This window comes from Clostridioides sp. ES-S-0048-02 (genome assembly GCF_020658495.1).
GTDB lineage: Bacteria > Bacillota > Clostridia > Peptostreptococcales > Peptostreptococcaceae > Clostridioides.
On record NZ_JACVWH010000002.1, the window covers coordinates 48,842 to 73,100 of the forward strand.

The following is a 24,259-nucleotide window of genomic DNA, read 5'->3' on the forward strand; positions in this document are numbered from 1 at the left end:
TTAAGAGTATCAGATTTACTAAATTTTATTGATAGAGTGAGTTCAGAATAATCTAGACAAAATAATCTTGATAAAATAAATAGTAGACTAAAATGTATTCTACCATTTAGAGGCTGTAAGTAGATTTGTGTAAAACAAATTTACCTACAGCTTTTTGTTGTATATAATTGGTAAACTAGATAATTAGTTTTTTCATCCATAGCATCAGTCTTCATATTTTATTATCATATCATAAATATAAATACTAATTTTATAAAGTGAATAAATTATAAAATAAATATAAATAAATTATATATAAAATATAAACGATTTATAAACAAATCAACTACTGATAAGATGAATTTTAATGATAGCATATAACACTTCAAGGAAATTCTTATTATGGGGGAGATGTTCCAGAATTAAGTGAAAGTGAAGAAGATAAAAAACCATTCATAGGAGCAACAAATTTCATAACTAGAGGCTTTTCTAATATGAGTATTGTCACATTGACAGAGACAAATCAGACTATAAAAAACATTAACTTTATATACATCATTTTTTCTAGACAAAATTTCTATCTTTTCAAGGTTCTTAAACACTTTCATTAACTGGTCAACTAATTCGATTTCCTTTATTCAAGCCTTTAAGTATCTACTTTTATTCTTTTTGATATAGTTTTCTAATGTCATAGAATAATTATCTTTACTATAAATATATTTTAATATATGTTATTCTGTTGCGGATAAAGTAATATCATTTTCAAATAACTCATTAAGCTTATGCATCTAAAACTTATTATATGATAAAGTCGATATTGAAATGTAACATAGATGCTTATGATTATATAATAGAAGCAGTACATGTAGGAGGAAATTTAAGATTACAAAATAACTTTAATGATTATATAGTAAAAGCAATACATAAAGGCTATAATTAGATTTACAGAAAAGTAAATTTATCCACAGCCTTTTGGTATCCACAGTTTTTTTATATGCACAGAATTTTGATATACATACAAATCTATGCACATTTTTATCATTTATTTGATATCTAAATTTATGTGTGTTTTAGTAGCATATTAAACAGATTTCTGCATAATATTATTCTCTTTACTAATTAACTTTTTTAGATTTTTCCAATCTATTTCTTCCATATTAGCAAAATAATGTCCACTTCCTACACAAGTTAAATAGGACTTGCCATCTAATTCAAATGAAGAACCCCCAATACATTTTGGATTACATTTTTTACAAGTACGAGTTTTTGTAATACTATCTTTAATAGTTTTAGAACATTCCTCCACAGTATCTCTATATGTATTTAGATTATAAAGGTTTGCTTTAACTCTCCATTTTTTCTCATTACATTCAATAGTAAATAGACTACGCTTTGGTTTTTTAGTTGAATATAATATACGATAAGAACGAGCTCCTGTTCGTGGTTCAATCTTGCAACCTAGTAATTGACCAAGCTTATGAAAATCATAAGCAATATTATAATCTTTCACACTTAGTACTTTTAGCATTTCTTCTGTTGTTTCTGCTGTTAATGGACTTTTGTTCATAATTAAAAACCCCCTATATAAATAAAAATTTTGCATATAAATAGTAGCTTTATATACAAATAAAAACTAATAATAGTATAGTCAATCAAGTTATCAAAATCAATAAAATAGCTGTAATCTTACATTATTAGGCATGAAATGAGAGGTATTGTTTTGTAGAGGTAAAGACTTAATAGTATGAAAATTCACTCAAACATGATACAATCCTATAAAAGATTTAAAAAATAAGAAGGGAGAAAGTTGCTGAAATAATTTTATACTTTACTTATATTTTATAAAATAAACGTATATCTTATAAAATAAATGGGGTCATTAAAAAATAGTTTTGTAAGTTTTCAGCAGCAGTAGTGGAATGATAATTTTTTGGTTACTATTATACTTGGCTATTATATTTTCAATAGGTTCTATGATAACAAAAGTAAATAAGGTCTGGATTAAAGTGTTGCTATTTGTAGCAGTAGGATTGTCAACCATAGTTCTTTCATACATGATAGCATAATAACTTAAAACTTTAGAACTATTTAAATAAAATTCGCAAATTCTCAAAACAGGAATTCTCAAGTTGGTAAAATTCCAGATATGAGAAAAAAATTAGTACTATAAAAAAACTATTTTCGGATTATTTTTTATGGAAAGGTTTCAATTTAGGTGTTTTAAGTGGTTCTATAAAGTTTTATGAATAAAAAGAAATTGGCATGCTAATTGCTTTAATAAATATTAACATGAACACAAATAAATATAATAATCTGAGTATTGATTATTTGAAACTTTGGACTTGATTTCTTGTCTAGAGGTTCATATTAATATTGGTGTTTAGGAAATTTTATTTTCCTGTAAATATAACTTAATAATAGGAGGTGAAATCATGTCAAAAGTAGTAATAGCTACAGAGAAAGCTCCAGGAGCAATTGGACCATATTCTCAAGCAATACAAGTTGGAAATATAGTTTCTACATCAGGTCAACTTCCAATAGACATGAAGACAGGCGAGTTAGTATCTGACCCAAAAGAAGCAACAAAAGCTTCTTTAGACAATGTAAAAGCAATACTAGAACAAGCTGGTACAACTATGGATAAAGTATTTAAAACTACAGTTTTCGTAAAAGATTTAAAAGATTTTAATGATATTAACGAAGTGTACGCTACATATTTTAAAGAAAATCCACCAGCAAGATCATGTGTACAAGTTGCTCAATTACCAAAAGATGCAGTTTTAGAAATTGAAGCAATGGCAGTATTATAATAATAAAACCAATGACAAAACTAATGAAAATTAAAAACTAATAAAAAAAGTCTACAATTAAAAAGTTTATATTAAAAAAGTCTATATAAAAATCTATCTAAATATTTAACTATTGAGCTTTTCTTATATAACATATATTTTTGTGCCAAAAATATATTTGTTATAGGAGGAAAGCTTTTTTTATTTTATTATTTGTGTATTATAATTAAAGTAATCCTAATATAAAACAATCTTTTTATAATTATTATTATGTATTTCAATGTAAATATATAAATAAGTAATGTTTTATATATATTTTAAAAATTAACTATATGTTAAAATATAGTTAAACTGATAATTTAGTAAATTAAATTCTAATGGGGGAAACTATGGTAAGTAAATTAAAGGAATTTCAACAGGAAATGATAAAATACACTGAAACAGTAGCTAGCGTGTTAGATGTAGATATTGAAATAGTTGATGATAGATTAATAAGAATTAGTGGCACAGGTCTGTATAAATCAAAAATAAATGAAAGCGTTGTTACTGAAGGTTTTCTTTATGATAAAGTTATACAGACAGGTCAGGAATTAGTCGTATTAGATATATGTGATAATCAGCTTTGTATAGAATGTTCCCATTACATGAAATGCCTAAATAAAGTAATAATAGCAGTTCCAATAAAATATAATAATCGTACTATAGGAGTAATTGGTGCTATTAGTACAGATAAAACTAAAAAAGTAGAAATAAGTGCAAAAATAGATAATTATTTGAAGTTTGTCAATCATATATGCGATTTAATTTCTATGAAGATAGAAGAACATGAAGTGTCAAAAAGTAGCAGTAGAAAAATGAACATGATGATAGAAATAATTGAAAATGTTGAAAAAGGTGTTGTTATATTAGATATAAATAGCAAAATATCTTATATAAACAATATTGCTTTGAAAAAATTAGATATTGGAAAAGATATAATAGAAAATACAGTAAAAATAGTATCTGTTGAATCTTCTTCAAATGGACATGAATTACTAGAAATTGATATTGATAACAAAATTTATAATATAAATGCCAAAATAATTCCTGTATATCCATATATAAATCAATATGACAAGATAATTATATTTGATAAGACATATATAAACCATAAAGGACATGGGAAAGTCAATAGTGGATGGGGAAATAGTGATATAGAGTCTATAATTGGGAACTCAGAATCAATGGTGAAAGTTAAAGAGAGAACTAAGAAATTAGCAAAGTCAAATTCAACAGTTCTTATAACTGGTGAAAGTGGTACAGGGAAAGAGCTAATTGCTAGAGCTATACATGCTGAAGGAAGTAGATGGAATAAGCCATTTATTGCTATAAACTGTGCTGCTATTCCAGAAAACCTTCTTGAAAGTGAGTTATTTGGCTATATAAAAGGTGCATTTAGTGGGGCTAGTAGTGGAGGTAAGGTTGGTAAGTTTGAACTTGCAAATGAAGGTGTCATATTTCTTGACGAAATGGGAGACCTATCTATGCCTTTACAAGCAAAGTTACTTAGAGTTTTGCAGGAAAGAAAATTTGCAAGAATTGGCTCAAATAAACTTATAGATTTAGATATAAGAGTAATTGCTGCAACGAATAAAAACTTACTTAAGTTGGTGAATGAAGGTAAGTTTAGAGATGATTTGTACTATAGGTTAAACGTAATTCCTATAAATTTGCCACCTCTTAGGGAAAGAAAAGATGATATTGAAACTATAATGATGAAATTTGTTTCCAAGTATTCTTTAGAATTAGATATAAAATTGAATCAAATAGAAAAAAATGTAATGAATATGTTGGTTAATTATAATTGGCCGGGAAATATAAGAGAATTAGAAAATGCAGTTGAATATATGATGAATTTAGTTGGAGAAGATGGAATAATCTATAAAGATATGCTTCCATTAGATATTTTGAACTATTATAATATTGAAGGAAATAGTTTTAAGAGTAATAATAAGGTAACAAAGTTTGAAGATGATATAGTCGGGGGAATAGTAGAAAACCAAGAAAAAATACTTTCAATTAAAGAATTGGAGTTAACTTACATACATAAGTTGTTAAATAAATATGGAAGAGATACAAAGACAAAAAAGAAAATAGCAAAAGATTTAGGGATAGGTTTAGCTACATTATACAGAAAACTAGAAGAGGAACAACAATAAATTAAACATAGAAAATAGTTTTAAATGTATGGTAATGTGATTTGTAGGTCAATAAAAATAAAGCCTCTATAATAGAAGTGTCACTAGAAGAGACTAATATAGTAATAATACTATAGAAAAATAAAATTATAAGCTTGTAAGATATTGAGTCAGTATAAATAATAGAAAATAAAAGTTTGAGCTTATAAAGTGCAAATATGTAAAACATAAAAATAACAGTATTATAGAAAGCTAAAATAAAAACATAAAATATAGAAGGTTATAACAATATAAATATAGAAGGTAAAAATAGTAATATACAAGCCAAAATAACAGACATATAGAAAAGTAAAAGCATAATAAAGGAAAATAAAAACAAAGAAACGGTTTCTCGAAATGATAATTCTCGTATTGATAAAAATTTCCCAATATGAGAATTTTTTCTTTTATAAATCTTATTTTTCACACTCAGATTTTACAACATTTAAATAAATTTGAAAAAAGTATGTAATTCCAACATAAAAAAAATATTTTTAGAATAAATAATATTGGCACAGTAATTGCTTTATATAAAGACACAAAGATAAAAAATTAATAATGACATCGAAAAATTTGAAAGGGGAATATAAAATAAATGAGAGAAATAAAATGGAAATTAAATAACTTACCTAAAGCAGAGGAAAAAGAAAAAGGAATTGAATTTTTAAAGGACGAAGAAATTGCAAAAGCTAAAGCATTTCATGAGAGTTTTCCACAATATGAAAAAACTCCTTTAGTTAAATTAGATAACTTAGCAAAATTATTAGGAGTTAGCGGAATATATGTTAAAGATGAATCTTATAGATTTGGATTAAATGCATTTAAAGTTTTGGGTGGTTCTTACTCTATGGGTAAATACTTAGCTCAAAGATTAAATAAAGATATATCAGAGTTAGGATATGAAAAATTAACTTCAAAAGAAATAAAAGACCAGTTAGGAGAAATAACTTTCTTTACAGCTACAGATGGAAATCATGGTAGAGGAGTTGCTTGGACAGCTAATAAATTAGGTCAAAAATCTGTTGTATTAATGCCAAAAGGTTCTTCTGAATTTAGATTAAATAAAATCAAGGGAGAAGGTGCAGATGCTAGTATAACAGACTTAAATTATGATGATGCAGTAAGATTAGCTAATGATTATGCAGAAGCTGATGACCATGGAGTAATGGTTCAAGATACAGCATGGGACGGATATGAAGAAATACCAGCATGGATAATGCAAGGATATGGAACTATGGCTAAAGAAGCTATAGAACAATTAAAAGAATATGGAGTAGATAGACCAACGCATGTATTTGTGCAAGCAGGAGTTGGTTCGCTTGCTGGTGCAGTTCAAGGATATGTTGCTTCAATATATGATGAATGCCCAATAACAGTAGTAGTAGAAGCTGATGAGGCAGATTGTTACTATAAATCAGCAGAAGCAGGAGATGGAAAACCAAGATTTGTAGGTGGAGATATGCCAACTATAATGGCAGGTCTTGCTTGTGGAGAACCAAATACTATAGGATTTGAAGTATTAAAAAATTATTCATCAGCATTCGTTTCAGCACCAGACTGGGTTTCTGCTAAAGGTATGAGAGTTTTAGGAAATCCTCTAAGAGGAGATGAAAAAGTAATCTCTGGAGAATCTGGAGCAGTTACAACTGGAGCATTAGTTTCAATACTTGAAAGTGAAGATTTAAAAGATTTAAGAGAGGCTTTGAAATTAGATGAAAACTCTAAAGTATTATTAATAAGTACAGAAGGAGACACTGATCCAGACAAATATAAAGATATAGTTTGGAATGGAGAATACCAAAGTAAATAAAAAATTTAAAATAAAAAATAAATAAAGTCTAAATAAAAGTTTAATAAGTGAAATATTAATAAGTAAATAAGTAAAATACCAATAAATAAAGTGAAACATCAATAAATTAAAAATTATATGGGGGAATATCAAAATGTTAAATGAAACAAGAAAAAAACAATTAACTGAAGTATGCCAAGATTTAATAAGAAATGCTAGTTATTCAGGTCAAGAAGAAAATGTAGTAAAGGCAATTGAAGAAAATTTTGCTATGCTAGGTTTTGACAGCTGGTCAAGAGATAGATATGGAAATATAATAGGATGCATAAAAGGAAACAAACCAGGGAAAAAAATATTATTTGATGGGCATATAGATACAGTTCCAGTTCCAGATGCAAGTAAGTGGAGTGTTCCTCCTTTTGAAGCAAGAATAGTAGATGGAAAAATATATGGTAGAGGAACTTCTGATATGAAGGGTCAAGTAAGTGCTATGATGGCGGCTGTTTCATACTTTGCAGAAGATACTAATAAAGACTTCGAAGGTGAATTATATGTAGCAGGAGTTGTTCATGAAGAAATATTTGAAGGAGTTTCAGCTAGAGAAATAAGTAAAGCTGTTAAACCTGATTATGTTGTAATCGGAGAATCTTCAGAACTAAACTTAAAGATTGGTCAAAGAGGTAGAGGAGAAATAGTTGTAGAAACTTTTGGTAAACCAGCTCACTCTGCTAACCCAGAAAAAGGTATAAATGCAGTTTATAAAATGGCTAATGTAATTCAAAGAATACAACAATTAGTACCTCCAACTCATCCAGTTTTAGGTGATGGAATATTAGTTTTAACAGATATAAAATCTTCTCCATATCCAGGTGCATCAGTGGTGCCAGATTATTGTAAAGCTACTTTTGATAGAAGATTATTAGTTGGAGAAACAAGAGAAGGAGTACTAGCTCCAATACAAGCCTTATTAGATGAAATGATGAAAGAAGACTCAGAATTAAATGCAAAAGTTTCTTATGCATCTGAAAAAGCTGACTGTTATACAGGAAATACTATAGAAAGTGAAAGATTCTTCCCAGGTTGGTTATATGATGAAGATGATGAATTTGTTCAAGCAGCATATAAGGGATTAAAAGAAGCTGGAATAGATTCAGAAATAACTCAATACTCATTCTGTACAAATGGAAGCCATTATGCAGGTGAGGCTGGGATAAGAACTATAGGATTTGGTCCTTCTAAAGAAAATCTTGCTCATACAATAGATGAACATATAGAGTTAGACCAATTATTCAAAGGTGCAGAAGGATATTATGGAATATTAAAATCAGTTTATAAAAAATAATTAGGAGATGGTTTTGTGAGAACTTTAATAAAACATGGGCTTATAGTAGATGGAAATAAAACACCAGCATATGAAGGGGATATTTTAATAGAAAACGAAAAAATATTAAAAATATCACAGGATTTAAACGAAGAAGCTGACAAAGTTATAGATGCAAAAGGTAGAGTTATATGTCCAGGTTTCATAGATACTCATAGCCATTCAGACCTAGTGATTTTGGTTAATCCATATAATGAGGTAAAGATTAGACAGGGAATTACAACAGAAGTGTTGGGCCAAGATGGAATATCTATGGCCCCTCTACCTCAAGAGCATATATCTTCTTGGAGAAAAAATTTAGCAGGCCTAGATGGTGAAAGTGATGAAATTGATTGGAAATATGAAACAACAGAAAACTATTTAAAAATGATGGATGAAAATGGGGTAGGGTTAAATGAAACTTATTTAGTACCTCATGGAAATGTAAGAATGGAAGCAATGGGGCTTGAAGATAGACCTGCCACTAAAGAGGAAATTCAAAAGATGTGTGAAATCACAGAAAGAGAATTAAAGGCAGGAGCTATAGGATTATCAACTGGACTTATATATATACCTTGTGCGTATTCATTGACAGAAGAAATTATAGAGATGTGTAAAGTAGTAGCAAAATACGATGGAGTATTTGTGGTTCATCAAAGAAGTGAAGCAGATACAATTTTAACATCAATGGAAGAAATTATAGAAATTGGAAAGCAATCAGGAGTAAAAGTTCACTTCTCACACTTTAAGGTTTGTGGTAAATCAAATTGGAAGTATATACCTCAAGTTATAGAACTTTTAGAAAAAGCAGAAAAAGAAGGTATAAGAGTATCATTTGACCAATATCCTTATGCAGCTGGAAGTACAATGCTTGGAGTAGTTTTACCTCCATGGGCACATTCAGGAGGAACTGATAAATTAATAGAAAGATTAAATGATGAAAACGAAAGAGCAAAAATGAAAAAAGATATAGCAAATGGAATCGAAGGTTGGGATAACTTTATAGAATTTGCTGGAATAGACCAAATCTTTGTAACAAGTGTAAAGACAGAAAAAAATCAAGATACAATTGGTAAGAGCCTACTAGAAATTGGAAAGATGAGAGGTAAAGACCCGTTAGATGCAACGTTTGATTTATTGAAAGAAGAAGAAAATGCAGTTGGAATGGTAGATTTCTATGGATTGGAAGAACATATAATAGGTTTTATGAAAAGAGACGAACAAAATGTGTGTACAGATGGTCTTTTAGCAGGTAAGCCACATCCAAGAGCATATGGTTCTTTCCCTAAAATACTAGGAAGATATGTTAGAGAATTAAATGTACTAACAGTTGAAGAAGCTGTTTATAAAATGACTAAAAAAGCAGCAGTAAGCTTTAGTATAAAAGATAGAGGTGAACTAAAAGAAGGATATTTTGCAGACTTAGTTATATTTGACAAGGATACTGTTAGTGGATGTGATGATTTTATCAATTCTATGCAATATCCTACAGGTATAGATTATGTAATTATAAATGGAAATTGTGTTGTTGAAGAAGGAAAATACAATAAAATTAAAGCAGGAAAAGTACTTAAAAATTAAATCTTAGCTTTAAGGAGGAATAAATTTATGATTTTAGTGGGGAATGGGAGGCTAATAAGCCAAGATTCTTTAAATCCCTATATGGAAGATGGATGTGTTGTAATAAATGACAATCTGATTGAAGATATAGGTACTACTGAGGAAATGAAAGCGAAATATCCAGGACATGAATTTATAGATGCAGGCAAGAAGATAATCATGCCTGGTCTAATAAATTCACATATGCATATATACAGTTCATTTGCTAGAGGTATGGCAGTTCCAGGAAAACCATCTGAAAATTTTTTAGAAATATTAAACAATTTATGGTGGAGACTTGATAAACAACTTACACTAGAAGATACAAAATACAGTGCATATGCAACTTATATAGAATGTATAAAAAATGGTGTCACAACAGTTTATGACCATCATGCAAGTCCAAATGCAATTGAAGGTAGTTTATTTACAATATCAGATGTTGCAAAAGATTTGGGAATAAGAACATGCCTTTGTTATGAGGTATCTGATAGAGATGGTGGAGATACAATACAACAAGGTATCAATGAAAATGTAAATTTCATAAAATATGCTCAAAAAGATGATACAGACATGATAAAGGGAATGTTTGGTCTTCATGCTGCATTTACATTGTCTGATGATACATTAAATAAGTGTGCCTCAGAAATGGCTGGTCTTGATACAGGTTATCATGTACATGTTGCTGAAGGATTAGCAGACTTACAATATAATGTAGATAAATATGGAAAAAGAGTTTTAGAAAGATTTAATGATTTTGGTGTTCTAAAAGAAAAGACTATAGCAGTTCATTGTATATATATAAGTACAGATGAAATCAATCTTTTAAATAAAACAAATACATTTGTAGTTCATAATCCAGAATCTAATATGGGAAATGCAGTTGGATGTTCTCCTGCAATAGAATTACTAAAAAGAGGTGTTACAGTAGGTCTAGGAACTGACGGATACACTAGTGATATGTTTGAATCGTTAAAGGTTGCTAATATAATTCATAAACACCACTTAAGTGACCCAAGAGTTGGATTTGGAGAATCACAAACAATGTTATTTGATAACAATAAAAAAATAGCAAAGGCTTATTATAAAAATGACCTAGGCATACTTAAAAAAGGTGCTTATGCGGATGTCATAGTAGTTGATTATACACCACATACTCCATTGACAGAAAACACAATAGGGGGACACATCATATTTGGAATGAGTGGAAGAAGCGTGGATACAACTATTATAAATGGAAAAGTACTTATGAAAGACAGAAAATTGGTAAACATTGATGAAGAAAGTATTCTAGCTAAGAGTAGAGAACTAAGTCAGAACCTATGGAATAGAATCTAAATAATTGATAATGACATACAAGTAAGAGACAAGAATATAAGTGTTAAAAATAAAACTTAGACAAAATTAGAATTTAAATGAAGTATATAGATAAAAAATATATGGAATAGAATATTAAACTAAATATAGAAGGGAGACCCAACATGTCTCAAAATGAAAGCCCTAAAATAGCTCCAGTAGATGAAAGGTTACCTGTATCCAAATCCTGGGTATTTTCACTACAGCACGTTTTAGCAATGTGTGCAGGAGCGGTAGCAGTTCCTATGATGATAGGAAGTGCTGCACGACTAGATCATGCTAGTATTGTTTTTTTAATAAATGCTTGCTTGTTTATGGCAGGTATAGGAACACTCATACAAAGTGTTGGTATAGGAAATATTGTAGGCGCTAAAATACCAGTAATTGAAGGAACTAGTTTTGCCGCTGTGGCAGGTATGACAGCAATAGCCTCATCATATAGTGATTCTCAAGTTGCAATACAGACAGTATTTGGCTCTGTAATAGTAGCTGGACTGTTTTGTATATTACTTGCTCCAGTATTTGAAAAACTAATAAGATTCTTCCCTAGTGTAGTTACTGGAACAGTTGTTATGGTAATAGGTATTTCACTATTCCCAGTTGGGATAAAGTGGATAACTGACAACAAATTGGAAGCGGTTGAACCAAACTCATTAGCATTAGCTTTAGCAGTATTGGCTATAACTTTACTTTCATTTAAGTTCTTAAAAGGAATTTGGAATAGTACAGCGATATTGGTAGGTATAGTACTTGGTACATTACTTTCTATGGCAGTTGGAATGGCTGATTTTAGTGCAGTAAGTGGAGTTGGTTGGCTTAACTTAAATGTACCTTTAAAATTTGGAATGCCTAGATTTGAACCATCTGCAATATTATCATTATGTTTAATTATGTTAGTACTTATGACAGAATCAGTTGGTAATATGATAGCTATTCACGAAATGGTAGACAAAGAGGTAACTGGTAAAAATATTAAAAGAGGTCTATTTGGAGATGGAATATCTACAGCTTTATCTGGAATATTCAATTCATTTCCAATAACTCCGTTTGGTCAAAATACAGGAATTGTTGGACTTACAGGTATAAAATCAAGATTTATTGCAGTTTATGCAGGGGTAATATTGCTAGTACTTGGTTTCTTACCAAAGTTTGCAGCAATAATAGGAGCAATACCTAAGCCTGTTCTTGGTGGAGTAGGATTTGCAATGTTTGGAATGGTAATGGTTGGAGGAGTAAAAACTCTAAGTAAAGTAAAATTTGATGGAACTAAAAATGGAGTGATAGTAGCAGTTAGTGTTGGGTTATCTATGATACCACTGACAAATCCTGATTTCTATCATAATTTTCCAACTTGGGTGCAAACGATATTCCACAGTGGAATAACAACAGGAAGTTTATCAGCAGTACTTTTGAATATCTTCTTCAATGAATTAGGTTCAAAAAAGGAAAAAGCTCCTAAGACTGAAGAAGCAAAATAGGAAGAAATAAATGAAAAGCAACATATATAAAAGAGTATCTAAGCTAAATATTAAAAAATATATTTAATTAAGGGAGAGATAATAATATGGCTAATTTAAAAGTTAATTTATATGGAATGGAATTCTTAAATCCAGTTATGACAGCGGCAGGTCCTGGAGCAAAAGATGGTGATCTCTGTCAAGAGGCAGCAAAAGGTGGAGCAGGAGCTATATGTACAAAAACTATATCTGTGTTACCAGCAGATGTACCAAGACCATGTATGGCAAAAACTAACAGTGGTTTCTTAAATACAGAATTATGGTCAGAGCTTCCAAAAGAACAATGGATAGAAGAAGAATACAAAAAAGTAAAAGCAGCAGGTCTTCCAGTAATAGTAAGTATGGGATATTCAGCAGAACAAATAGCTGAGGTTGCACCTTTGGTAAAACCTTACGCAGATGCAGTTGAATTATCAACTCATTATGTAGGCACAGATGTTGCTCCAATAGTAAATGCTTTAAAAGCTGCAAAAGCTGTTTTAGATGTACCAGTATTTATGAAAATGAGTCCTCATACTGATATTCAAACTATTGCAAAAGCTGTTGAAGAAGCAGGAGCAGATGGACTTGTAATGATAAACTCATTTGGACCATGTATGGCAATAGATGTAAACACAGGATACCCTATAATGGGAAGTAAAGCAGGATATGGATGGTTATCAGGAGCTCCTATAAGACCATTAGCAATAAGATGTATATATGAAGCTTCTCAAGTTGTAAATATACCAATTATAGGTGTTGGTGGAATAACTTGTGGAAAAGATGTAGCTGAAATGATGATGGCAGGAGCAAGTGCTGTTCAAGTATGTACAGAAGCAATCCTTAAAGGGCCTTCTATATATGGAAAAATTGCTAAAGAATTAAATGATTTCTTAGATGAAAATGGATATGCTGATGTTAATGAAATCAAAGGATTAACTCATAAGAAAATGGCAGCTAGAGGATTTAGAACTCATGCAGTGGCTCCAGTTGTAGATGATAATAAGTGTATCAAATGTAAACAATGTGTAACAAGCTGTGTATATGAAGCTTTAGAAGTGACAGATAAATTAAATATAGATGTGGATAAGTGCTTTGGTTGTGGATTATGTGTAACTAGATGTCCAAAAGGTGCTTTAAGTATTTGCTACAATCAAGTAGAAGCTGTTAATGAATAATAATTATATAGAATTTTAGTAATTAACTTAGAGTAATAAATATATTAAGATAATAAAATATATTAGATAAGCAAGTTTATACATTAACAATACAACGTGAAGTTAATAATTTTATGACGTTGATTTAACTAAACATTAGTTTAATTAAATAATGGTTTAATCTAAATATAAATTTACTGTGTATAAGTTCTCTAATCAAATTACTTTAAGTTAATTTCTTCAGATAAAATAAATTGATACGTTATAAGTAAGGTGGAGTCTATATGGGAATTGTTTTAAAAGGTGGGAAAGTAGTAACAAGTGAAAAAACTTACTGTGCAGATGTAAGAATAGAAAATGAGAAAATAGTTGATATAGGTGTTGATATATCAAAAGAAAATGATGAAGTAGTTGATGTTAGTGATTCTTATATTATACCAGGAGGTATAGATACACACACTCACTTTGATTTAGATACAGGAACTACTAAGACAGCAGATAATTTTGAAACAGGAACAAAAGCTGCAATAGCTGGAGGTACTACTACTATCTTAGATTTTGCTACACAATCTAGAGGTTGTTCTTTAAAAGAAGGATTAGATGAATGGCATGAAAAAGCTAGAGATAAATCTTATTCAGACTATGGTTTTCACATGGCTATAACAGATTGGAATGCTTCAGTTTGTAATGAAATGGAAGACATGGTGAAAGAGGGAGTATCTTCATTTAAATTGTATATGGCATATAAAGGAAGCCTTCAAGTTGATGATGGTGTCATCTTTGAAGCTTTGAGAAAAGCAGAAGAGGTAGGAGGAATTATTGGATTCCATTGTGAAAATGGGGATATAATATGTGAACTTGTGGATAAAGCAAAAGCAGAAAATAATCTATCTCCAAAATATCATCAATTAACTAGACCAGCTATATTAGAAGCAGAAGCAACTTCAAGACTGATGAAGATAGCAGAAGTGGCAAATTCTAAGGTGTACGTTGTTCACCTAAGTTGTAAAGAATCTTTGGAAGAAGTTCTAAAAGCTAAACAAAGAGGAGTAGATGTGATAGTTGAAACTTGTCCTCAATACCTTCTATTAAGTGATGAATTATATGATTTAGAAGGATTTGAAAGCGCTAAATATGTAATGTCACCACCTTTAAGGGATAAAGAAAATAATGAAATTTTATGGAATGCTATTTTAAATAATCAAATAGATACTATAGGTACAGACCACTGTTCTTTTAATTATAGGGGGCAAAAGGAACTTGGAATAAACGATTTCAGTAAAATTCCTAATGGTTCGCCAGGGGTGGAACATAGGATGAGTCTTTTATACACATATGGAGTCTGTAAAAATAAAATATCTATCAACAAGATGGTAGAAGTAACATCGACTAATGCCGCCAAATTATTTGGAATGTATCCTGAAAAAGGAACTATAGAAATAGGTAGTGATGCAGATATATTAGTTTTAAATCCAAATAAAAAATCTAAAATAGAAGCAAAAAAACAATTACAAAATGTAGATTATACGCCTTATGAAGGTTATGAAGTAAATTGTCAAATAGAACATGTTTATTTAAGAGGAAAAGAAGTTGTTAGAGAGGGAGAATTAATTTGTAATACTCCAAGTGGGAGATATATAAAAAGGCGTCTAACAGAGGGGGCTAGAGAATGGTAGAATTTATATTAAATGGAGAGAAAGTTGTTGCAAAAGAAGGCAAAAAACTTTTAGACTTCCTTAGAGAAGATATGAATATAACTTCAGTTAAAAATGGATGTTCAGAAGGTGCTTGCGGAACTTGTATGGTCATAATAGATGGTAAAGCAACTAAAGCATGTGTATTTAAAACTGATAAATTAGCTGGGAAAAATATAACAACTATAGAAGGATTATCAGAAAGAGAAAGAGATGTTTTTGCATATTCTTTTGCCAGCCAAGGAGCTGTTCAATGTGGATTTTGCATCCCAGGTATGGTAATTAGTTCAAAAGCGCTTATAGACGTTAATAATAATCCTACTGAAGATGACATAAAAAAAGCTTTAAAAGGTAATATATGTAGATGCACAGGTTATGTAAAAATAATTAAAGCTGTGAGTTTGGCAGCAAAGATATTTAGAGAAGATATAGATGTGCCAAAAGTAAACTGCAAAGGTCTAGTTGGTGAAAGTCTTCATAGAGTTGATGCAGTAGGCAAAACACTTGGATACTCTGAATATGTAGATGATATAAGATTAGAAGGTATGATTTATGGTTCAGCAGTTAGAGCCAAATATCCAAGAGCATTAGTTAAAAAGATAGATATAGAAGAAGCAAAAGCTTACCCAGGAGTTGTTGCAGTTCTTACAGCTAAAGATATTCCAGGAACTATAAAAGTAGGTCACTTAAAGAAAGATTGGGATACTTTAATTCCAGAAGGTGAAATAACTAGATACTTAGGAGATGGAATAGTTTTAGTAGCAGCAGAAACTAGAGAAGCATTAGAAGAAGCGAAAAAACTAGTTAAGATAGATTATGAAGAATTGACACCTTTAAGTACTACAGCAGAGGCTCTTAAAGAAGATGCTCCAAATATACATGAAACAGGTAATGTACTTGTTAAGGAACATTTAGTAAGAGGAAATGCTGAAGAAAAAATAAGGAACTCAAAATACGTTGTAACTAAAAAATACACTACACCTGCAACAGAACATGCATTTTTAGAACCTGAATGTGCAGTAGCAGGTCCTTATGAAGAAGATGGAGTAATAATTTACTCAACAGACCAAGGTGTGTTTGCTACTCAACATGAATGTGCAGATATGTTAGGATTACCACATGAAAAAGTAAGAGTGATAAATAAGATGGTAGGAGGCGGATTTGGTGGAAAAGAAGATATGAGTGTTCAACACCATGCAGCCTTACTTGCATACCACACAAAGAGATTTGTAAAAGTACAGCTTACTAGAAAAGAAAGTATAATTGTTCATCCAAAAAGACATGCTACAGAAATGGAATTTACAACAGCATGTGATGAAAATGGATATCTAACAGGTATGAAAGCAACTATAATATCTGATACAGGTGCTTATGCATCTCTTGGAGGACCAGTATTGCAAAGATTATGTACTCATGCAGCAGGACCATACAATTATCAGGATATTGATATAACTGGAACAGCAGTATATACTAATAATCCTCCTGGAGGAGCATTTAGAGGTTTTGGAGTTACACAAAGTTGTTTTGCTACAGAATGTAATCTAAATTTACTTGCTGAAATGGCTGGAATATCACCTTGGGAAATAAGATATAAAAATGCAATAAGACCTGGTCAAGTTTTACCAAATGGTCAATTTGCAGATGAAGGAACAGCAATGGCAGAAACATTAGAAGCTGTAAAAGAAGAGTATGAAAAACACCCACGTGCAGGTATAGCTTGTGCAATGAAAAATAGTGGTGTAGGAGTTGGGATACCTGATGTGGGAAGATGTAGACTGGTAATAAAAGATGGTAAAGTTCATATAAGAACAAGTGCCTCTTGTATAGGTCAAGGTCTTGGTACGGTTATGACTCAAGTAGTTTGTGAAACTGCAAATTTACTACCTGAAAACATAGTGCATGAAGTTCCAGATACTCACTTGACACCAGATTCTGGTAATACTACAGCTTCAAGACAGACAGTATTTACAGGGGAGGCTACTAAGGTTGCATCAATTAAATTAAAAGAAGCTTTAGCAACTGGAAAAGCATTATCTGATTTAGAGGGAGAAGAATTTTACGGAGAATATGCAAGTGTTACAGACAAAATGGGTTCTGATAAAGAAAATCCAGTAAGCCATGTAGCTTATGGATACGCAACACAAGTTGTAATGCTAGATGAAAATGGAAAATTAGAAAAAGTAGTAGCAGCACATGACGTAGGAAGAGCTATAAACCCAATCAGTTTAGAGGGGCAAATAGAAGGTGGAGTTGTTATGGGCCTTGGATATGCCTTAACAGAGGATTACCCAGTAGTCAACTCTGTACCTACAGCTAAATTTGGTACATTAGGCTTATTTAAATCTACAGATATACCAGAAATACAAGCCGTAATAGTTGAAAAAAACAAAGATTTATTGGCATATGGTGCAAAAGGAGTAGGAGAGATTTGTACAGTTCCCACTGCACCAGCAGTGCAAAATGCCTATTATGTATTTGATAAAGAGTTTAGAACTGAACTACCACTTCAAAATACGCCATATAGTAAAAAAAAATAACAAAAAAATAAATATTAAATAAAAAAAATCAATTAAATTGTAAATAAAAAAAACCCTTTTGCATAAGGTATATTTTAAATGATAGAATATACATATACAGGAGGGTTTTTCTTTTATAAAATAAGTTTAATAAAATTGAGAGGTGAGCAAAATGAATTTTAATAATAGTCTAGAGTTAACTCAGTCTCAGAAGCTAATCATGACTACACAACTTAAGCAATCATTATCAATATTAAATATGAGTAAGTTGGAGTTAGAAGAAGAGATTAAAAGGGAAGCAGAGAATAACCCATTAGTCGAAGTTGAGAAAAGTGGGGAGATAAATTGGGAAGAATATATAAAAGATATGGAAAAATCAAGACGTTTAGATAGAACAGAAATAAGTTATAACCCTGACAATGAAGTTAATCTAGAAAATTTAGTTAAATATTCGTCAAATTTATATGAGGATTTGAAGTTTCAGATAAGCTTATATAAGCTAACAGATAAACAAATGGAAGTCTGTGAGTATATAATTGATAGCTTAGATGAGGACGGATATTTGAGAACTGAGGAAAAAGTAATTGTTGATACTTTAAAGATAGATGAAGAACTTTTTGAAAAATGCTTGATTAGTGTTCAGCAGTTGGAACCTAGTGGAGTAGGTGCAAGAAGTCTTTCAGAATGTCTGATGATTCAAATGGCAAGCTTAGGAATATATAATGAAATTTTAGAGGAAATCGTTACAAAAGACTTAAATTTAATTGCAAATAATAAATATAAAGAGATAAGCAAGAAGTACAATATGTCACTACAAAAATGCGTTGAACTAATAAATATAATTAAAACATTAGACCCTAAGCCAGGAAGAACCTGTTCAGTAGAAAAAAGTGTATATATACAACCAGATGTAACAGTTGAAAAAATTGATGATGAATTTATTGTGTATTTAAATGAAAAAGACTCCTATCAAATAAAAATAAACAGTTATTATAAAGACATACTAAAAAATTCACAGTCTGACGAAAGTGCAAAAGAATTTATAAAAGAAAGACTAAATTCGGCAACAGGGCTTATGAAAAATATAGAAAGTAGAAAGACTACAGTACTTAAAATTGCAGAAGAAATAGTAAAAGCTCAAGATGAGTTTTTGAGAAAAGGAACAAAATATATAAAGCCCTTAAAAATGAAAGACATAGCAGAAAAATTAGATTTTCATGAATCTACTATAAGTAGAGGTGTAAATGGGAAATATATGCTGACACCTTTTGGAGTATATGAATTTAGGTACTTTTTCAGTAGTGCTATTGAAACTGAAAATCATGAAATGGCATCTAGTACAAGCATAAAAAAAATTATAAAGGAAACAATAAAAGACGAAAATAAAAAGAAACCTTTAAGTGATGACCATATATCTAAGCTATTAAAAGAAAAAGGAATCAATGTTGCAAGAAGAACAGTTGCCAAGTATCGTGAAGAATTAGGAATTTTGTCTTCAAGTAAGAGAAAAGAATATTAGTGAAAAGAGAAAGAAGTATCAGTAAAATGAGGGGAAATGCTAATTAAAATACAAATGAGCATTATACAAATGAATTTAAGTATTGGAAAGAAAAGTATTAGAAATAAAATTAAATATTAGGAAAAATCAGGAATTAGAACGATAACTAGAGTCAAAAAAATACAGAGATAAATAAACTGTTATTGTTAATTTTAAGAGCATAAAAATAAAAACATAAAGTATAAAAACAAAGACATATAGAATCTAGCAGAGTAGAACATGCAAGATTGAGTCAAAAATATTAGAATAAAAACCAAAAAATATATGGAAAAAATATTATATAAAAAATAAAAAATACTGTACTTTGAAAATGGTGGAGAAATTGCTATAAAACAAAAAAATAAAAAAGTTTTTGAAAAACTATTGAAATCTATACGCAAATCCTATAAAATAAAATTATCTTGTGGGACTTAAATAAACACTAGGGACAAAAAAAGTCCCTAAAGGAAAGCAATAAGGAGTATGTTATGAAGAACTTATTAGAAATTCAAAAGAAACTAATTCCACAGGCAATTGAACTTATGGAAAGAAGATACTCTATTTTAAGACAAATATCTTTAAGTGAACCAATAGGTAGAAGAACTTTATCAAATGTATTAGAAATTAGTGAAAGAATAATTAGGTCAGAAACAGAGTTTTTAAAAGAACAAGGACTTATAGATGTTGCTGTATCTGGAATGACTATCACTAAAGAAGGTTCTGATTTATTAGATAAACTTAAAGACATCATGAGTGACATCATGGGATTGTCTAAGTTACAAGATAGGGTCAGAGAAAAGCTTGGAATAAAAAAGGTAATACTAGTTCCTGGAAGCTGTGATGAAAATGGAAGCTTATTAAAAGATGTAACTAGATATGGAAGCGAGTATTTCTTAGGTATTTTAAAAGATGGAGATATAGTTTCAATAACAGGGGGAAGCACTATGTTAGAGTTTTCAAATGTTATTAAAACTGATAAGAGATATCCAAATTCTACAATAGTGCCAGCTAGAGGAAGTATGGGAACTGATGTAGAGATGCAGTCTAATAGTATAGTTGCTTCAGTAAGTAAGAAATTACACTCTAATTGCAAACTTTTACATATACCAGATGAATTGGACGAGAGTGCAATGAAAACTCTTAGCCAAGTGCCAGAGATTAAGACAACTTTGGAGTATATTAAAAGAACAGACATTTTAGTTTTCAGCATAGGTAGAGCAGATGTCATGGCAAAGAGAAGAAAACTTCCAGAAGATAAAGTTAACGAGATATTATCTAAAAATGCAGTTGGAGAAGCATTTGGATATTATTTCAACAAAGATGGAGAAATAGTTTATAAATTAAATACTGTTGGAATTGATTTAGAGACAGTTAAAGAAGTAAAAGAAACTATTGCAATCTTTGCAGGAACAGAAAAAGTAGAAGCCTTATTAGCCATATCAAATATGCATAAAAACATGGTTCTTGTAACAGATGAAGAAAGTGCTTATAAGATATTGTCATTATTATAAAAGTCGAAAACTAGCACAGAGCTAGACAACATACATTTACTTTATAGGAGGTAGCGAAAATGGTTAAAGTAGCTATAAATGGATTTGGAAGAATAGGAAGATTAGCATTAAGAAAAATGATGGAGCAACAAGATAAGTTTGAAGTTGTTGCAATAAACGACTTAACAGATGCTAAAATGTTAGCTCATTTATTTAAATATGATACAGCTCAAGGAAGATTTAACGGTGAAATAGAAGTTAAAGAAGGTGCTTTTATAGTAAACGGAAAAGAAATAAAAGTAACAGCAGAAAGAAATCCTGCTGACCTACCATGGGCTGAATTAGGAGTAGATATAGTATTAGAATGTACAGGATTCTTTACTTCTAAAGATAAAGCAGAAGCTCATATACAAGCAGGAGCTAAAAAAGTTGTTATATCTGCACCAGCAACTGGAGATTTAAAAACAATAGTATTCAACACAAACAGTGACATATTAGATGGTTCTGAAACAGTTATATCAGGAGCTTCTTGTACAACTAACTGTTTAGCTCCAATGGCTAAAGTATTAAATGATAAATATGGTATAGAAAAAGGATTAATGACTACTATACATGCATATACTAATGACCAAAATACTTTAGATGGTCCTCATCCAAAAGGTGATTTAAGAAGAGCTAGAGCTGCTGCTGGAAACATAGTTCCAAACACTACAGGAGCTGCAAAAGCAATCGGTTTAGTAATACCTGCATTAAAAGGAAAATTAGATGGAGCAGCACAAAGAGTACCAGTTGTAACTGGTTCAATAACTGAATTAGTTTGTACATTAGGAAAAAATGTTACAGTTGAAGAAATAAATGCAGCTATGAAAGAAGCTTCAAACGAATCTTTCGGATACACTGAAGAAATGTTAGTATCTTCTGATATAATCGGAATAAGCTACGGTTCATTATTTGACGCTACTCAAACAAAAGTTATGGAAGTAGATGGAAAACAATTAGTTAAAGTTGTTTCTTGGTATGATAATGAAATGTCTTATACTTCTCAATTAATAAGAACTTTAGGATACTTTGCACAATTAGCAAAATAGTCAGCTTTTAGAAAATAGAAAAGTAGATTGACAAAGTCCGAGTTTGTAGTTTAACACTACGGACTCTGGACTTTTTTTAAGAAAAAATATATAAAATACACCTAAATAATGTTACATACTATATATAAAAATATGATAATATGATATATTTAATAGGGTAAAAGTATGTACTATATTATACTTGGCAATAAAAAATTACTTTATTAAAAGGAGAGATATTTATGTCAATGCTAAACAAAAAAACTATAGAAGATATTGATGTGTGCGGGAAAAAAGTATTAGTGAGATGTGACTTTAATGTACCATTACAAGATGGTGTAATTACTGATGAAAATAGATTAAACGGAGCTTTACCAACAATTCAATATTTAATTTCTAAAGGAGCAAAAGTTATATTATGTTCTCATTTAGGAAAACCAAAGGGAGAAGCTAAACCAGAATTATCTTTAGCACCAGTTGCAAAGAGATTATCTGAAATGTTAGGTAAAGAAGTTGTATTTGCAGCAGATGATAATGTTGTAGGAGAAAATGCAAAAAAAGCTACTGAAAAAATGGAAAACGGAGATGTAGTGTTATTAGAAAATACTAGATATAGAAAAGAAGAAACTAAAAATGAAGAAAACTACTCTAAAGAATTAGCTTCACTTGCTGAAATATTTGTAAATGATGCATTTGGAACTGCTCATAGAGCGCATTGTTCAACAGTTGGAGCAGGAGAATTTTTACAAGAGAGAGTTTGCGGATACTTAATTCAAAAAGAATTGAAATTCTTAGGAGAAGCTGTTGCCAATCCTGTAAGACCATTTACAGCTATACTTGGGGGAGCTAAAGTTTCTGATAAATTAGCTGTTATAAATGAACTATTAGAAAAAGTTGATAATCTAATAATAGGTGGAGGAATGGCTTATACATTCTTAAAAGCTCAAGGTTATGAAGTAGGAACATCTTTACTTGAAATAGATAAAGTAGAATATGCAAAAGAAATGATGGAAAAAGCTAAGGCAAAAGGCGTTAACTTATTATTGCCAGTAGATGTTGTTATGGCAGACCACTTTGCACCAGATGCAACTCCAATAGTAACAGAAGATGCTAATGTAAAAGAAGATTATATGGGACTAGATATGGGACCTAAGACTATAGCAAACTTTGTAAAAGCTATAAAAGAATCAAAAACTGTAGTATGGAACGGACCAATGGGAGTATTTGAATTTGAAAACTTTGCAAATGGAACACTATCAGTAGCCAAAGCTATGGCAGAATTAACTGACGCAACTACTGTAATTGGTGGTGGTGATAGTGCAGCAGCAGTTAATCAATTAGGATTTGGTGATAAGATGACTCACGTATCAACAGGTGGAGGAGCATCACTAGAATTTTTAGAAGGTAAAGAATTACCAGGTATTGCAGCATTAGATAATAAATAAACTACTATATAGAGGAGATTGTAAAATGAGAAAACCTATAATTGCAGGAAACTGGAAAATGCATAAAACAATAAAAGAAGCTTTAGAATTTGTAAATGAAGTTAAAGGAAAAGTTAATGCTGATAAGGCAGAAGCTGTTATATGTGCACCATTTACTTTATTGAAGGATTTAAAAGAAGCTACTAAGGGTACAAATATAAAGATAGGTGCTCAAAACATGCACTTTGAAGAAAAAGGAGCATTTACAGGAGAAGTTTCACCTCTTATGTTAAAAGAAATAGATATGGACTATGTTATAATAGGACATTCAGAAAGAAGACAGTACTTCAATGAAACTGATGAAACTGTAAACAAAAAAGTTTTAAAAGCTTTAGAAGTAGAAATAGACCCAATACTATGTGTTGGTGAAACTTTAGAGCAAAGAGAAGCTGGAAAAACTAAAGATGTTTGTAAAGTTCAAGTTGAAAAAGCTTTAGAAAATGTTCTTAAAGATGATTTAGCAAAAGTAGTTGTTGCATATGAGCCAATTTGGGCTATTGGAACTGGTAAAACTGCAACTGCTGAAGATGCTAATGATGTTATATCTTATATAAGAGAAGTTATAAAAGGATTATATGGAGAATTAGCTAATGAAGTTAGAATACAATATGGTGGAAGTGTTAAACCTTCAAATGTAGCTGAAATAATGGGTCAAAGTGATATAGATGGAGCTTTAGTAGGTGGAGCTAGTTTAGCTGCTAATGACTATTTAGACCTTGTTAATTTCTAA

Annotated in this window: 17 protein-coding genes; 16 read left to right on the forward strand and 1 reads right to left on the reverse strand. The window is 30.4% G+C overall.

What is annotated here, in order from left to right; translation table 11 throughout:
* Positions 1–781: 781 nt before the first annotated feature.
* On the forward strand, positions 782–919 hold the full coding sequence (locus IC173_RS03130; RefSeq protein ID WP_227855142.1) for a hypothetical protein: 138 nt from the start codon (positions 782–784) through the stop codon (positions 917–919).
* Positions 920–1,060: 141 nt separating this feature from the next.
* On the opposite strand, the gene IC173_RS03135 is transcribed toward IC173_RS03130, so the two are convergent.
* Entirely contained in the window at positions 1,061–1,546 is a 486-nt protein-coding gene (locus IC173_RS03135; protein WP_227481901.1) for a hypothetical protein, read from the reverse strand.
* Positions 1,547–2,411: 865 nt separating this feature from the next.
* Here IC173_RS03135 and IC173_RS03140 point away from each other — a divergent pair.
* From IC173_RS03140 to tpiA, 15 genes are all read left to right on the forward strand, one after another.
* The gene (locus tag IC173_RS03140; RefSeq protein WP_227433761.1) at positions 2,412–2,789 is read left to right on the forward strand and encodes a RidA family protein; all 378 of its coding nucleotides are present in this window, start codon (positions 2,412–2,414) and stop codon (positions 2,787–2,789) included.
* A 368-nt stretch (positions 2,790–3,157) separates the two neighbouring features.
* Entirely contained in the window at positions 3,158–4,966 is a 1,809-nt protein-coding gene (locus tag IC173_RS03145) for a sigma 54-interacting transcriptional regulator (RefSeq protein WP_227481902.1), read from the forward strand.
* Between the two features lie 613 nt (positions 4,967–5,579).
* Positions 5,580–6,794 carry a diaminopropionate ammonia-lyase gene (dpaL, locus tag IC173_RS03150; RefSeq protein ID WP_227433763.1) on the forward strand — a complete coding sequence of 405 codons (1,215 nt, stop codon included), beginning with the start codon at positions 5,580–5,582 and terminating at the stop codon, positions 6,792–6,794.
* 133 nt (positions 6,795–6,927) lie between these two features.
* Positions 6,928–8,115, forward strand: coding sequence for a YgeY family selenium metabolism-linked hydrolase (locus IC173_RS03155; protein ID WP_227831555.1), 1,188 nt, complete (start codon positions 6,928–6,930; stop codon positions 8,113–8,115).
* A 15-nt stretch (positions 8,116–8,130) separates the two neighbouring features.
* Entirely contained in the window at positions 8,131–9,714 is a 1,584-nt protein-coding gene (locus tag IC173_RS03160) for a D-aminoacylase (protein WP_227831556.1), read from the forward strand.
* Between the two features lie 27 nt (positions 9,715–9,741).
* Positions 9,742–11,070: a putative aminohydrolase SsnA gene (ssnA, locus tag IC173_RS03165; protein ID WP_227433766.1), complete on the forward strand. Its 1,329-nt coding sequence runs from the start codon at positions 9,742–9,744 to the stop codon at positions 11,068–11,070.
* A gap of 143 nt (positions 11,071–11,213) precedes the next feature.
* Positions 11,214–12,566, forward strand: a complete 1,353-nt coding sequence (locus tag IC173_RS03170; RefSeq protein ID WP_227824441.1) for a nucleobase:cation symporter-2 family protein — start codon at positions 11,214–11,216, stop codon at positions 12,564–12,566.
* A gap of 86 nt (positions 12,567–12,652) precedes the next feature.
* Positions 12,653–13,762 carry a 4Fe-4S binding protein gene (locus IC173_RS03175; RefSeq protein WP_227433768.1) on the forward strand — a complete coding sequence of 370 codons (1,110 nt, stop codon included), beginning with the start codon at positions 12,653–12,655 and terminating at the stop codon, positions 13,760–13,762.
* A 263-nt stretch (positions 13,763–14,025) separates the two neighbouring features.
* Positions 14,026–15,417 (forward strand): dihydropyrimidinase, encoded by a 1,392-nt coding sequence (gene hydA / locus IC173_RS03180; RefSeq protein ID WP_227481906.1) that lies wholly within the window; start codon positions 14,026–14,028, stop codon positions 15,415–15,417.
* Complete coding sequence (gene xdh, locus IC173_RS03185) at positions 15,411–17,972, forward strand: selenium-dependent xanthine dehydrogenase (protein WP_227433770.1); 2,562 nt, start codon at positions 15,411–15,413, stop codon at positions 17,970–17,972. Before hydA ends, xdh begins: the two co-directional genes overlap by 7 nt.
* 151 nt (positions 17,973–18,123) lie before the next feature.
* Positions 18,124–19,470 (forward strand): RNA polymerase factor sigma-54, encoded by a 1,347-nt coding sequence (gene rpoN / locus IC173_RS03190; protein ID WP_227433771.1) that lies wholly within the window; start codon positions 18,124–18,126, stop codon positions 19,468–19,470.
* 506 nt (positions 19,471–19,976) lie between these two features.
* Positions 19,977–20,999, forward strand: a complete 1,023-nt coding sequence (locus tag IC173_RS03195) for a sugar-binding domain-containing protein (RefSeq protein ID WP_227855143.1) — start codon at positions 19,977–19,979, stop codon at positions 20,997–20,999.
* A 59-nt stretch (positions 21,000–21,058) separates the two neighbouring features.
* Positions 21,059–22,066, forward strand: coding sequence for a type I glyceraldehyde-3-phosphate dehydrogenase (gene gap / locus IC173_RS03200; RefSeq protein ID WP_227433773.1), 1,008 nt, complete (start codon positions 21,059–21,061; stop codon positions 22,064–22,066).
* Between the two features lie 221 nt (positions 22,067–22,287).
* Positions 22,288–23,490, forward strand: coding sequence for a phosphoglycerate kinase (locus IC173_RS03205; protein WP_227481909.1), 1,203 nt, complete (start codon positions 22,288–22,290; stop codon positions 23,488–23,490).
* A 25-nt stretch (positions 23,491–23,515) separates the two neighbouring features.
* Positions 23,516–24,259: a triose-phosphate isomerase gene (tpiA, locus tag IC173_RS03210; RefSeq protein WP_227433775.1), complete on the forward strand. Its 744-nt coding sequence runs from the start codon at positions 23,516–23,518 to the stop codon at positions 24,257–24,259.